The organism is Psychromonas sp. psych-6C06 (assembly GCF_002835465.1).
Taxonomy (GTDB): Bacteria; Pseudomonadota; Gammaproteobacteria; order Enterobacterales; family Psychromonadaceae; genus Psychromonas.
The window spans coordinates 172,677-187,325 of record NZ_PIZM01000009.1; the positions used below are offsets into that span (position 1 = coordinate 172,677).

The following is a 14,649-nucleotide window of genomic DNA, read 5'->3' on the forward strand; positions in this document are numbered from 1 at the left end:
TTTATAGGTGTTTCTTTCTAATTTTGTTTCTTTTTCAGGGAGTTGTAAGAAGCAAGAGGCGAGACGTTGCTCACCTCTTGCTGAAATACCATTAACAATAATTATTTAATAAATAACATTTCTTGGTATTTAGGTAGTGGCCATAATTCATCAGCTACTAGTAACTCAAGAGCATCTGCGTGATCACGTGCTTCAGCCATTAATGGACAAAGTACATCTGCGCTATGACGCATATGCGCTTCAGCATCAGCGAAGTCATGTTTAACGATTTCAGCGTCAAGTTTTGTCACTGCTGCCATTAAGCCATTGATATGTTCAGCTAGTTCAGCTGGTACTGTCGCATCCAACTTAAGGCCTAAATCCGCAGCTGATACAGATGCGTGTGTTAGGTCAGAAAGGTAGGTCATTGCAGCAGGGTAAATTTTAGTTTTAGCGATATCGCTAACTAATTTTGCTTCTACTTCAATCGCTAAGTTGTATTGCTCTGCGTAAACTTCGTAGCGACTTTCTAATTCTACAGGTGATAATACGCCTGTATTTTCGAATAGTGCAACGATTTCAGATGACATTAGGTGTGGTAGTGCATCAGCTGTTGTTGGAATGTTTTTCAAACCACGCTCTTCAACTGCCGCTTTATGCCACTCTTCAGAGTAACCGTCGCCACCAAATACAGCATTGCTGTGAAGCTCCATTAACTCTTTAAGAACAGAGATAACAGCTGAAGTTTGATCTTTAGTTTCTAAAGCAACTTCTAATTTCTCTGCAATCCAGTTTAATGAGTCAGCAAGCATTGTGTTCATTGCTACTAATGGACCAGATACAGATTGTGATGAACCTACTGCACGGAACTCAAAACGGTTACCAGTGAAAGCAAAAGGAGAAGTACGGTTACGGTCACCTGGATCACGGTCAAAGTTAAGAATCTGTGATAAACCACAGTCCATTGCGCCACCTTCAGTAGAGCCTGTAAGCTTACCTTCTTTAATGTCTTCAAATACTTTTTCTAATTGATCACCTAAGTATACTGACATAATTGCAGGTGGAGCCTCGTTAGCACCTAGACGGTGGTCATTTGAAGCTGTAGCAATTACTGCACGTAATAAAGGACCGTATTTATGTACACCACGGATCACAGCACCACAGAATAGTAAGAACTCTAAGTTATCATGTGGTGTTTTACCTGGATCTAATAAGTTACCTTGCGTGCTGTTACCAACAGACCAGTTTACGTGTTTACCTGAACCATTAACGCCGGCAAAAGGTTTTTCATGTAATAAACATAAGAAACCGTGCTCTTTAGCTGTTTGCTTCATTAATGTCATAAGAAGTTGTTGTTGATCTGCACCAACGTTTGCTGCGCCGTAATAGGGTGCAATTTCAAACTGTCCTGGTGCTACTTCGTTATGATGTGTTTTAGCAGGAATACCTAACTTGTATAACTGATCTTCAAAATCTTGCATGAACACTTGTACACGTGCTGGGATTGCGCCGAAGTAATGATCATCGAACTGTTGACCTTTAGCTGGTGCAGCACCAAATAAAGTACGTCCAGCTAGTAATAAGTCAGGGCGTGCGTTCGCAAAGTTTTCGTCTACTAAGAAGTACTCTTGCTCTGGGCCACAGCTAGAATTAAGATCAGCAACTTCTGTCTCACCCATTAGTGTTAGTACTTTCTTAGCGGCTTCATTCATTGCTGCATTTGAGCGAAGAAGTGGAATCTTTTTATCTAGTGCTTCACCAGTCCAAGACATGAATACACTTGGAATCATTAATGTAGCGCCGTTAGCGGTATGCTGAATGTATACTGGGCTTGTTGGATCCCATGCAGTATAACCACGCGCTGCGTTAGTCATACGTAGGCTACCATTAGGGAAAGAAGAACCATCTGGTTCACCTTTAATTAATAGGCTACCAGTAAACTCATTAATTGCACTGCCTTCAGAGTTAGTTAGGATGAATGCGTCATGTTTTTCAGCGGTGATATTAGTCATCGGGTAGAAAACGTGAGAGAAGAATTTAGCGCCTTTAGATAAAGCCCAATCTTTCATTGCTGCTGCAACGATATCTGCAGTTGCTGCGTCTAATGCTTGACCAGTTTGAACTGTCTTTTTAATGGCTTTGAAAGCTTTCTTAGAAAGTGCTTCTTCCATTTTTTGTAAATTAAAAACATCAGTTGCCCAAATTTTACTTAATGGTTCAGTCTGAGTGACCTCTTTTGGTGCACGGTTTGTAATTTGTTCAATTGCTTGAAGGCGGACTTGATTTCCACTCATGTAAGGCTCCTGGCTTGTTGTATATTATATTGTTGCTAGCCACTTAGGTTTTTCTGAGGGCTAATGATAAAATTCTATATAACAAAAGCAAGAAGTAGACCATGTTTTTGAAATGGTCAAATAAAAAATTATTTAGGCATGAAAACTAGTTTTTATAGTCGATATTTTAATTTTTGGTACAAAAAAAGGCCGCTTAATAGCGACCTTTTTAAATTGAGTATTGTTAAATACTTATATTATACGCTGTAGTATAAGTCGAACTCTTTAGGGTGAGTTGCTTGAGAAACAGCTTCACATTCTGCAGTTTTAAGTGCAATGAATGCATCAATTGATTCATTTGAGAATACGCCACCTTCAGTAAGGAAGTCACGATCAGCATCAAGTGCTGCAAGTGCTTCTTCAAAAGAAACAGCAACTTGTGGAATCGCATCCGCTTCTTCTTTAGGTAGGTCGTATAGATCTTTATCTAAAGCTTCACCTGGATCAATCTTGTTCTTGATTCCGTCAAGACCCGCCATAAGCATTGCTGCAAAACCTAAGTAAGGGTTCATTGTTGGGTCTGGGAAACGTACTTCGATACGCGCTGCGCGTGCTGTTGGTACGATTGGAATACGAATAGAAGCACTGCGGTTACCTGCAGAGTATGCAAGCATTACTGGTGCTTCAAAACCTGGGATAAGACGCTTGTACGAGTTAGTTGATGCATTGGTAAATGCATTGATCGCTTTAGCATGCTTGATGATACCGCCGATGTAGTAAAGTGCCATTTGTGACATGCCACCGTATAGATCACCAGAGAACAAGTTAACGCCATCTTTACCTAAAGATTGGTGACAGTGGTTACCAGAACCGTTATCGCCAACAAGTGGTTTAGGCATGAACGTTGCTGTTTGACCGTATGCGTGTGCAACGTTATGAACAACGTATTTGTAGATTTGGATCTCATCTGCTTTTTCAACCATTGTGTTGAAACGACAAGCGATCTCATTTTGACCTGCTGTTGCTACCTCATGGTGATGTGCTTCAACAACAAGACCCATCTCTTCCATGATTAAACACATAGCAGAACGGATATTTTGTGAAGAATCAACAGGTGCTACTGGAAAGTAACCGCCTTTGATACCTGGACGGTGACCGGTGTTACCATCTTCGTATGAAGTGCCTGAGTTCCAAGCTGCTTCTTTCGCGTCTACTGAGTAGAATGCGCCACCGATGCCATTGCCGTATTTAACGTCATCAAATAGGAAGAACTCTGGCTCTGGGCCAAATAATACGGTGTCTGCAATACCTGTAGAACGCATGTATGCTTCTGCACGCTTAGCAACAGAACGTGGATCACGATCGTAACCTAACATTGTTTTAGGCTCTAAAACGTCACAACGTAAGTTAAGTGTTGCGTCATCTGTGAACGGGTCAAGTACTGCTGTTGCAGGAACAGGCATTAATACCATGTCTGAATCTTGAATACCTTTCCAACCAGCGATAGAAGAACCATCGAACATTTTACCTTCTTCAAAGAAGTCTTCATCTAGTTGGTGATGTGGTACAGAAACGTGCTGCTCTTTACCGTGTGTATCAGTGAAACGTAAATCAACGAATTTAACATCCTGTTCTTTAATAAGAGCAAGAACGTCTTGTGCAGTTTGTACAGACATGTTTGAAACCTCTATTAACATCAATAATGAATTTATTCCCATGCAAGTGAGCGAAAACTGTGCCAACTTGATCGGTACCTATTATATAGCCCTTTGTTTTAAAAACGACTTAAATATTCGTCAATGACTGCACCACAAAGGTGCAAAGGTGGATCTTTTTGGTGCTCCATTGTTGAGCGCTCCGCATTGAAGCCATTTTTTCATCTTAAAGGAGCATATAAGCTAATTGTGACGTAGTTAAAACTTTCTATTTTTGAAATTATGGTTACAATGTGCGCACTTTGGATAGCTGACTAGAATTGGTTTGGTTATCTCTTTATACCAATTAGATGAACTGTACAAATTTTGTTAAGTTTATCTAATTGGTATTTTTTCAATTGTTACTTTTTGAGGCGCATCATGTCGTTAGATAAATTAAGAAATATAGCTATCATTGCTCACGTTGACCACGGTAAAACAACCCTAGTTGACAAACTACTAGAGCAATCTGGGACTTTAGATGCACGCGGTGGTAATGAAGAGCGTGTAATGGACTCTAACGATTTAGAGAAAGAGCGTGGTATTACCATTCTTGCTAAAAACACAGCGATTGAGTGGAATGACTACCATATCAATATCGTAGATACTCCAGGACATGCTGACTTCGGTGGTGAAGTTGAGCGTATCATGTCTATGGTAGACAGTGTTTGTTTGATCGTTGATGCTGTAGATGGCCCGATGCCACAAACGCGTTTCGTAACACAAAAGGCGTTCGCACATGGCCTTAAGCCAATTGTTGTTATCAACAAAATCGATAAGCCGGGAGCACGTCCTGAATGGGTTATGGATCAAGTATTTGATCTGTTTGATAACCTCGGCGCAACTGATGAACAGTTAGACTTTAAAGTAGTTTATGCTTCTGCATTAAACGGTTGGGCTAATACTGAATCAGATGAAGCGACTGAAAGCATGGAACCTTTATTCCAAGCGATCGTTGATGGTGTTGATGCACCTGACTGTGACCGTGACGGTGATTTCCAAATGCAAATTTCTCAACTCGATTACAACTCATACGTAGGTGTTATCGGTGTTGGTCGTGTAACTCGTGGTAGCGTTAAAGTTAATCAACAAGTCACTATTGTTGGTGCTGACGGTAAAGAACGTAAAGGTAAAGTCGGCCAAGTATTAGGTTACTTAGGTCTTGAGCGCCATGATGTTGAAGTTGCACAAGCAGGCGATATCATTGCAATCAGTGGTTTAGGTGAGCTTAAAATTTCTGACACTATTTGTGCACAGACTAATGTAGAAGCAATGCCTCCACTAACAGTTGATGAACCAACGGTAACAATGACTTTCCAAGTAAACACTTCACCATTCTGTGGTAAAGAGGGTAAATACGTTACTTCACGTAACATCCTTGACCGTTTACAAAAAGAACTTGTACATAACGTTGCACTTAAAGTTGAAGAAACTTCTGATCCAGATAAATTTAAAGTATCTGGCCGTGGTGAGCTTCACTTAGCTATTTTAATCGAAAACATGCGTCGTGAAGGTTTCGAACTAGCGGTATCTCGTCCTGAAGTAATCGAACGTACTATCGATGGCGTATTACATGAGCCAATGGAAACATTGACTATTGACTGTGAAGAAGAGCATCAAGGTGCTGTGATGGAGCAGCTTGGTATCCGTAAAGCTGAAATGACAAACATGAGCCCAGATGGTAAAGGCCGTGTTCGTTTAGACTTTATGATCCCAAGTCGTGGTCTAATCGGTTTCCAAACAGAATTCATGACACTAACTTCAGGCTCTGGTCTTCTTTACCATAGCTTCGATCATTACGGCCCTCATAAAGGTGGCACTATTGGTCAGCGTCAAAATGGTGTATTGATTTCAAACTTAACGGGTAAAGCGGTTACTTACTCTCTGTTCTTCTTACAAGATCGTGGTCGCCTATTCTTAGGTCACGGTACAGAAGTATATGAAGGCCAAGTTATCGGTATTCATATCCGTTCAAACGACTTAACGGTTAACTGTGTTAAAGGTAAACAACTTACTAACGTACGTGCATCAGGAACAGATGAAGCACAAGTACTTTCACCTGAAATCAAAATGACACTTGAGCAAGCGCTTGAGTTCATCGATGTTGATGAATTAGTAGAAGTAACACCAGAAAGCATCCGTATTCGTAAGAAGTTACTAACGGAAAGTGAGCGTAAACGCGCAGCACGTCCTGCTAAATCTTAATCTGCTCTAATGTTCAGATAAATAACAAGGTCTTACTTCGGTAAGGCCTTTTTTTTATCTGCCATTTACGCGTATAGTTAATGTTATATATATTTTATCAAGGATGGTTATTGTGCAATGCGACAAAACAGCGCTAATTGAAAAAGCCAAGTTAAGTTCTGGCTATCTTGTTTTTGTTTGGCGACGCTGCCAAGAAGATAATATTAAGGTGCCGGCTGGGCATTTAGCTTATGTCACTTTGTTATCGATTGTGCCATTTTTAGCGGTGATCTTTTATATGTTATCTGCATTTCCGATGTTCTCGGAATTAAATCAGATAATGGAAGATCTTATCTACAATAATTTTGTGCCAACCTCGGGTGATGCCATTAAAGATCATGTTGGTGGCTTTATTGAGAATACTAAAAAAATGAGCATGATGGGCATCGCTTCTTTAATTGTGATTGCGCTTTTACTCATTTCAACAATTGATCAAACGATCAATCGTATTTGGCGGTGCAACAATAAACGTTCAATTGTTCAGGCCTTTACTATTTATTGGACCATATTAAGTCTTGGTCCGATTATTATTGGTAGCAGTATTGCATTAAGCTCCTATATTTTTTCTATTGTGCAAGATCAGGGGTTTCTTTCAATAGGGCAGCAATTATTGAGTTTAATGCCCTTTGTTATTTCTTGGCTAACCTTTGCGGGCGTGTATACCTTAGTTCCAAATCAGAGAGTGAGCTTTCGTTACTCTTGTGTTGGTGGCTTAGTGGCATCACTGTTACTTAATATAGGGACCGATCTGTTCACTTTATATATCACCAATTTTCCATCACAGCAGCTTATCTATGGCGCATTAGCGGTGATTCCAATCTTATTTGTGTGGATCTACTTTAACTGGCTAATTGTATTATTAGGTGCAGAGGTCACATCGACATTAGAAGAGTATTTATCTGCTCACAAAAAACAGGAGCAAAGCGAATGATCGCGTTAATTCAGCGTGTCACAAATGCTAATGTGCAAGTTTCGGGAAAAGTCGTTGGCGAGATAAAAGCAGGACTATTGATACTGCTTGCCGTTGAAAAAGGAGACGACGAAAAGCACTGTCAACGCCTTGCAGAGAAGGTGATGGCATATCGTATTTTTGCCGATGAAAACGATAAAATGAACCTTAATGTGCAGCAGGCTGGGGGGGATTTGTTAGTTATTTCACAGTTCACTTTAGCGGCAGACACTAAAAAAGGTAATCGCCCCGGTTTTTCTAATGGCGCATTACCTAGCGAAGCAGAGCGACTTTATGAATCTTTTAATCAATATTGTCGTGATAAAGGCATGCTGGTTGAAAACGGTATTTTTGCTGCTGATATGCAAGTTAGCTCAACCAACGACGGCCCAACAACATTTTGGCTACAGGTATAGGTAGGAAGATAGAGAACTAGAAAGCTAAAAGCAGATTTTGCCTTCAAGCCTTTTAGCCCTCAAGCCCTTTTAGCCTTAAAACATTCCTGCCTTAAAGCGTGGTGTTTTTAAACTTTTTCCGTAATACGGTGTCCATCAAGCAGTACACTGTGTTGTTCTTTATAAGAGATATTTAAATGCTAAATAAATTGATGAACCGCTTTACGGGAATGTTAACCGTTACCCTTTTTCTTGTTGCACCATTACAGGCCACTGAAAACACTATGAATGCATTTACAGTTTCTAATCAGTCTATTACACAGAGTCCAAATGATACGAGAGATTACCAATTAATCACCTTAAGTAATCAATTGGATGTACTCCTTATCTCTGATCCAGATATAGAAAATAGTGCTGTTTCCCTTTCTGTTCCGGTCGGTAGTATGCATAATCCCGACAATCAGTTAGGCCTTGCGCATTATTTAGAGCATATGTTGTTTTTGGGCTCTGAACGTTACCCTACCATTAATGAGTACAGTAAGTTTATGACTCAGAATGGTGGTTACACTAATGCTTATACCGCACAGGAAAGTACCGTTTATGGCTTTGAGGTCAATGATAGTGCTTTTGATGAAGCTTTGGATCGCTTAGGTGATGTAATGCGAGCACCACTGCTCGACGAAAAGTATGCAGACAAAGAGCGCCATACAGTTAATGCCGAGCATAAGACCTATTATGACAATGATATGCGTAAGCTTTATGCATTGCAGCGTTACACACTTAACCCTGAATATCCGATGGCACGTTTTAGCACTGGTGATTTGACTACGCTAGTAGACAAGCCTGGTAGCAAACTTCAGGATGAATTAGTTGATTTTTTTGCGAAGCATTATTCAGCTAATACTATGAAAGTGGCTATAACTAGTCCGCGTTCAATTGAAGCTTTGCAGTTGGTTGCAAGTAAATATTTGACGCAGATTCCGAATAAAAAGGTCAAGAAACCGATCGTTCTCACACCGATGTTAACTGACAAAGAACTGGCGATTCAAGTTGAGATGAAACCAACTGCTGACATTAAAATGCTGCAGGTGAATTTTTTAGTGCCGAGTGTAAAAGCAGAATACATGTATCAGCCTGGAGCGTTTATCAGTCGTTTATTAGGTTCAGATCATAAAGGTGGGCTATCGGATACATTAATCAAAGCGGGGCTTGTTGACTCCGTTATGGCTGGTTTTTATGCCCCACATAGTGATCTGTATTCGCGTTTTTCTCTACAATTTAAACTCACCAATAAAGGGCTTGAATCACAGTCACAAATTATGTCGACACTGTTTGCATTCATTGAGTTAATTAAAGAACAGGGAATCAATGAAACTCAATTTCAAGAACAAAAGAGTAACTTAGATAGAAGGTTTGAATTTCTCAGTAAGCAATCAGGGTTTAACTATGTAATGGGCTTGTCGGCTAATATGCAACTCTATCCAATAAAAGATATTCTTTATTTTCCATATCGTTTAGATGCTTTTAACGCTCAATTTATCGAACAGTTATTAAGTTATTTAACGCCTGAAAATACACGTATATTTTTACTTTCTCCCAATGCAAAAGGGGGAACAGCAATTCCTCATTATCAAGGTGAGTATTCGGTTAATAAAACCGATCTCAAGCAACAACAGCAATGGCTAGATAACGCAAAATCTATTCCGCTCGTGTTACCCGCAAGTAATAGCTGGTTACCGGAAAAGTTAGCGTTAGTAGAAAGACAACAAGCTGGTGAAGCCAAGCAACTTATTAATCAACTTGGTCACTCTGTATGGTTTGCACAAAGCGCTGAGATCGAAGAGCCTAAAGCGAGTCTTCGTTTACAACTGAATAGTGATATCGCAGATCAAAGTGCACAGAATCGCGTCACTATGGCGTTACTATTATCGATACTTAAAAAGCAGTTTTCAGAGCTTAATTTTGTCACACAAGAAGCGGGGCTTAATTTTTCATTCACGCAATCGAATGGTTTGTTAATCAGTACATCAGGTTATAGTGATAAACAAGATAAGTTGTTATTAACGGTGCTTGAGCACATAAAAAACACCTCATTTAGTGAGCAGTCACTACGTCTTGCTAAACAAGATTTACAACGTCGCTTAAATAATAAAGAAAAAATGAAAGCGATGGATTTGGCTTTTGATGGTTTTAGGCAAGTGATACGTCAGCCTGCCTGGTCGGATGAAACCTTGCTTGCACAGATTGATGACTTAACAGTAGAAGCAATCAGTCAATTTAGGGATGAAATATTTCAGCAATCAACTGTGCGCTTATTAGCGCTAGGTAATTTTACAGAGCAACAGGTTTTAGCGCTTGATAAAGAGTTAGTTAAACAAATTTCTGTACAGAAGAAGCCTTTTTATAGTATTAAGCGTTTACAGGCTGAGCCTAAGCAAGGCGCTTTAAACTATATTCGTCGTTCTGTGATGCAAGATGACGCATTAGTCATGGTTCACTTAAGCAAATTTAAAGGCGATAAAGCGCGTGCGACAGCAGAGTTGCTGAATAAATTAATTCAACCTGCTTTTTATGATCAAATTCGCACTCAAGAACAGCTGTCTTACTCGCCATTTACTACTTCTTTTGATGTTAATGATTACGTTGCTTTTGGCTTGTTTACTCAGAGCTCTGCTGCAAGCAATAATCAATTACATCAACGCTTTATTGCTTTTTTAAGTGATTTTAAAAGCAAATTGTCCAAAATCACAGAAGCTGAATTAGCGCAGATAAAAGCGGCTCATATAGCTAATTATACAGCCAAGCCAAGCTCATTAGGTGCTGAATTTAGCTACCTCAAAAATGAATGGCTAACCGGTAAAGATCAGATAAACAATAAGGAAGCTTACATTGCCGCTTTAAACTCTGTGTCGTTGCAGGAGATACAAGCTTTTTATGATGAACTGTTCCTTTCTGAAGAAAACAGGCAATTAATTATTGTACAGACGCAGGGTAAAAAATTCATGGCTAATGCTCCGTTGAGATTACCCAAACAGGTTCTGATAAATAATGTTGATCAGCTAAGCAAGTAGCTGAAATTTAAGGGGCTAGAGGGAAGTTTAGCCCCTTTTTTGATTATTTTTCTTTTGCTGTTCACAAAAAATACAGCTAATTGCTTTTTTTGATCGTAAATTTGATAAAGTGTTTATACTATTACTCGTTTTTTAATCAAAAAGAGCTTTGATTGCATGAACCCGCCTAACTATATATATCAGTTTAGAATCTCTCTTTTTCTTTTTTTATCGCTATGTAGCTCTATGCTTCATGCCACTAGTGTCAAGCTAACTGAAACTGAGATGGATTTTATTAAAGAGAATCCAGTCATTAAAGTACATGCTGAAAAAGCGTGGCGTCCGTTTAACTTTATTGAGAATAATGAAGTAAAGGGCTATTCCAATGACCTTATTAGGTTGGTTGCTAAAAATACTGGCTTAGAGATAGAGTTCGTAGTTGGCTACCATTGGAATGATTATTTACTAATGCTGAAAAATGGTGAAATTGATGTGATCACCAATATGAAGCGTACCCCTGAGCGTGAAAAATATGCCCTGTTTACACAATATAACCCGCTCAAAGCGATTGATGGTTTACTAACTTTAGATGAGACCTCGCATTACTTAGACTTTCATTATCTAAAAAATAAAAATGTTGCCGTTGTGCGTGGTTTCTTTTATGAAGAGTTAATGCGCACTCACTATCCTGATATTAATTTATTACTGACCAATAGTACCGAAGAGTCTGTTGAGCAACTTATTATCGGTAATGTGGATGCTGTATTAGATTCTTACTCCGTAATTAATTTCTATGTGCAACGCTATTTCATCACTGGTGTTACGAATGCGCCACTTTTTGAAAACCCCATTTTTAGTCACCTGCCTCAGTATATGGGAGTTAATAAAAGTAACCCGGTCTTACGTGATATTTTAAATAAAGGTTTACAAGCGATCCCTAATGAAGAGTTGGTCGCCTTGCAAGAGCAATGGGCATTATTGGAGAAGAAAAAGAATACATTTGTTGATACAAGCTTCCAACAAATAATGCCTGTTTTTACTGAAGGGGAGCTAATCTATTTAAAGTCTAAAAAGCAGTTAAACATGTGTGTAGACCCAGATTGGTTACCTATTGAAGGAGTCAGAAATAGCGCTTATACCGGTATGGGGGGCGATTTTTTGCATCTCTTTAAACAACGCTTATCAACACCGATTGAGCTTATTAAAACAGAGAGCTGGTCGCAAACATTACGCTATATGAAACAAGGTTTGTGTGACTTTATTCCTATCATCAATCGTACTGAAGCATTAGATAAGCAGTTTGCTTTTACTTATCCTTATTTACGTTTTCCATTGGTGTTAGTCACTAAAAAAGAACGTATCGTACATACTTTAGAACAGGTGTTACATAGACCGATCGGTATTGTAAAGGATTATGCCTTTAAACAAGATTTTGAGAAAAATTACCCACAGGGAGAGATTAGGGAATTTACCTCTGCTGAGGCAGGCTTAAAAGCGGTAAAAAGTGGTGAAATATATGCATTTATTGACTCTTTACCAGTAATGGCTAAATTACTCCAAAAGGATTATCCCGAGATAAAAATTGTCGATAAACTCGATTATTTACACAGTTTGTCATTAGCCACTGCAAACAATGATCCCGCATTAGTTGGTATCTTTAATAAAGTACTTGCTACTATCACCGCAAAACAGCATGAAGATATTGTAAATCGTTGGTTGCCCGTTGTGTATGAAACTAAACAAAGCGTAACTTGGTTATGGTATCTATTGATTAGTATTGTGTTCATCTTCTCTTTATTACTATTTCGTAATCAAGTACTCAAAAACAGTAATGTAAAATTACAGGATATGCAGGATAAATTAGAGCAGTTAGCGATGCGTGATTTTTTAACTGGATTGCCTAATCGACATTATTTTCTTGAACAGCTAGAAAAAGAGTGGGCTCGTGCGAATCGTTCTAAGCAACCGCTTTCTGTGGTTATTTTTGATATTGACCAGTTTAAGGAATTTAATGAACGTTATGGTCGCCTAGCTGGTGATAGTTGTTTGATTGAGTTGTCACAGCGCCTTTTGGTTGCAATTAAACGCCCTGCAGATGTTGTTGCGCGCTATGGCGGTGAAGAGTTCGCGCTTATATTGCCAGATACTGATGAGGAAGGGGTGGAAACGATAGTGGCTGAGTTATTTTACTTGCTCAAACAATGGGCGCTTCCTCATGCTGGTGCGGTTAGTGGCAATCTCTTAACGGTAAGCGCAGGCAGTTCGACACTTAATTATAATGTTAAATACGGTGTTGAGGAGTTAATTCGTCGTGCTGATAACGCTCTTTATAAAGCCCAAGAAAAAGGTTATAACCAACTGATGCAATATCAAAAAAAACGAGGTGATTAAACCTCGTGTCCTGCCGTTATAAAATGCGTTATTTATTGCCTTTGTTATTATGTATTTTATCGTGCTAATCAGGGTGATTAGTTTTTAATAATTATGATGATTGTTGCTATAATCAGCCTTCATTTTTTATAAGGTTTAATTATGCGCCCAAGTAACCGTACTCCTGAAGAAAACCGCGAAGTTAAAATAACTCGAAACTTTACAGCCTATGCAGAAGGCTCTGTATTGATCGAGGTAGGGAATACGAAAGTGCTTTGCAACGCCTCTGTTTCCGATTCAGTACCGCGCTTTTTAAAGGGTAAAGGGAAAGGTTGGGTCACTGCAGAGTATGCTATGTTACCGCGAGCGACACATAGTAGAAATATGCGTGAAGCTGCAAAAGGTAAACAGGGCGGTCGTACTTTAGAGATTCAGCGTTTAATTGCGCGTTCACTGCGAGCTGCGGTTGACCTAAAATTATTAGGTGAGAATATGATCACTGTTGATTGTGATGTCATTCAAGCAGATGGTGGTACACGTACGGCTTCCATCACCGGTGCATGCATTGCGCTTGCTGATGCATTAAATTGGATGGTTGCTCAGGGTAAAATAAAAAAGAACCCTCTCAAGCAAATGATTGCAGCCGTTTCAGTGGGTATCTATCAAGGTACACCTGTATGTGATTTAGATTATGCTGAAGATTCAAATGCTGAAACGGACATGAATGTCGTGATGACAGAAACAGGTGGCATGATTGAGATACAAGGAACAGCGGAAGAAGGTGCCTTTAGCCATGAAGCGCTATTGGCAATGTTAAGCCTTGCAAAAGGCGGTATTGATAAATTAGTAATAGAACAGAAAAAAGCATTAAGCGGAGAGTAGTAATGAAAGCGTATCAAAAAGAGTTTATTGAGTTTGCCATCGAAAAGCAGGTTTTAAAATTTGGCGAGTTTACTTTAAAGTCAGGCCGTGTGAGTCCTTACTTTTTTAATGCGGGGTTATTTAATACAGGTCGTGATCTGGCTCGTTTAGGACGTTATTATGCTGCCGCGTTGCAAGATTCAAATATTGAGTATGATCTACTATTTGGACCTGCTTATAAAGGCATTCCAATAGCTACTACGACAGCAGTTGCACTATCAAATGACTATGATTTAGATTTACCTTATTGCTTTAATCGCAAAGAAGCAAAAAGCCATGGAGAAGGTGGAAGCTTAGTTGGCTCAGAACTAACTGGTAAAGTGATGCTAGTGGATGACGTTATTACTGCTGGTACTGCAATTCGTGAATCGATGGATATTATTAATGCTCATAATGCTGAACTTGCAGGGGTATTAATTGCATTAGATCGCCAAGAAAAAGGTAAAGCGGAATTATCTGCTATTCAAGAAGTTGAACGTGATTATGATGCGCAAGTTATCTCTATTGTGCAGCTTGCTGATGTAGTTACTTACCTTAAAACACTGCCTGATATGCAGCAACATCTTGACTCTGTCCAAGCTTATCGAGAACAATACGGAATTTAAATATATCTCATTACGTCATTCGATGAACTAGCTCAGACTTGACCTGACAGCTACATATCTTGTAATTGTTAGTTTAGGCTTGAGCTAGATTGTACAACACAATGCCTTTACGGCAAATGCAGAGGGTGTTGTGTAGCAAATAAATTCACACATCAACATCCCTCGAATA

9 protein-coding genes are annotated in these 14,649 nt (G+C 39.3%); 7 read left to right on the forward strand and 2 right to left on the reverse strand.

The genetic code is table 11. The features are described from left to right. Positions 1-101 precede the first annotated feature (101 nt). Both CW745_RS13495 and glnA read right to left on the reverse strand, forming a co-directional pair. Entirely contained in the window at positions 102-2,273 is a 2,172-nt protein-coding gene (locus tag CW745_RS13495) for a glutamine synthetase III (RefSeq protein ID WP_101109216.1), read from the reverse strand. Positions 2,274-2,509: 236 nt separating this feature from the next. Further along, the gene (gene glnA / locus CW745_RS13500) at positions 2,510-3,928 is read right to left on the reverse strand and encodes a glutamate--ammonia ligase (protein ID WP_101109217.1); all 1,419 of its coding nucleotides are present in this window, start codon (positions 3,926-3,928) and stop codon (positions 2,510-2,512) included. 399 nt (positions 3,929-4,327) lie between these two features. Here glnA and typA point away from each other — a divergent pair, with 399 nt between their 5' ends. The 7 genes from typA to pyrE all read left to right on the forward strand — a co-directional run bounded on the left by typA (position 4,328) and on the right by pyrE (position 14,480). Continuing rightward, positions 4,328-6,151, forward strand: coding sequence for a translational GTPase TypA (typA, locus tag CW745_RS13505; protein ID WP_101109218.1), 1,824 nt, complete (start codon positions 4,328-4,330; stop codon positions 6,149-6,151). A gap of 112 nt (positions 6,152-6,263) precedes the next feature. After that, a complete protein-coding gene (locus CW745_RS13510; protein ID WP_238596821.1) occupies positions 6,264-7,121 on the forward strand; it encodes a virulence factor BrkB family protein in 858 nt (285 codons plus the stop codon). Next, positions 7,118-7,555: a D-aminoacyl-tRNA deacylase gene (gene dtd, locus CW745_RS13515; protein ID WP_101109220.1), complete on the forward strand. Its 438-nt coding sequence runs from the start codon at positions 7,118-7,120 to the stop codon at positions 7,553-7,555. The genes CW745_RS13510 and dtd overlap by 4 nt, the downstream gene beginning before the upstream one ends. Positions 7,556-7,731: 176 nt before the next feature. Continuing rightward, the gene (locus tag CW745_RS13520) at positions 7,732-10,605 is read left to right on the forward strand and encodes an insulinase family protein (RefSeq protein WP_101109221.1); all 2,874 of its coding nucleotides are present in this window, start codon (positions 7,732-7,734) and stop codon (positions 10,603-10,605) included. A gap of 156 nt (positions 10,606-10,761) precedes the next feature. Next, on the forward strand, positions 10,762-12,975 hold the full coding sequence (locus tag CW745_RS13525) for a transporter substrate-binding domain-containing protein (protein ID WP_101109222.1): 2,214 nt from the start codon (positions 10,762-10,764) through the stop codon (positions 12,973-12,975). A gap of 141 nt (positions 12,976-13,116) precedes the next feature. After that, on the forward strand, positions 13,117-13,836 hold the full coding sequence (gene rph, locus CW745_RS13530) for a ribonuclease PH (RefSeq protein WP_101109223.1): 720 nt from the start codon (positions 13,117-13,119) through the stop codon (positions 13,834-13,836). A 2-nt stretch (positions 13,837-13,838) separates the two neighbouring features. Further along, positions 13,839-14,480: an orotate phosphoribosyltransferase gene (gene pyrE / locus CW745_RS13535; RefSeq protein ID WP_101109224.1), complete on the forward strand. Its 642-nt coding sequence runs from the start codon at positions 13,839-13,841 to the stop codon at positions 14,478-14,480. Positions 14,481-14,649: the final 169 nt, after the last annotated feature.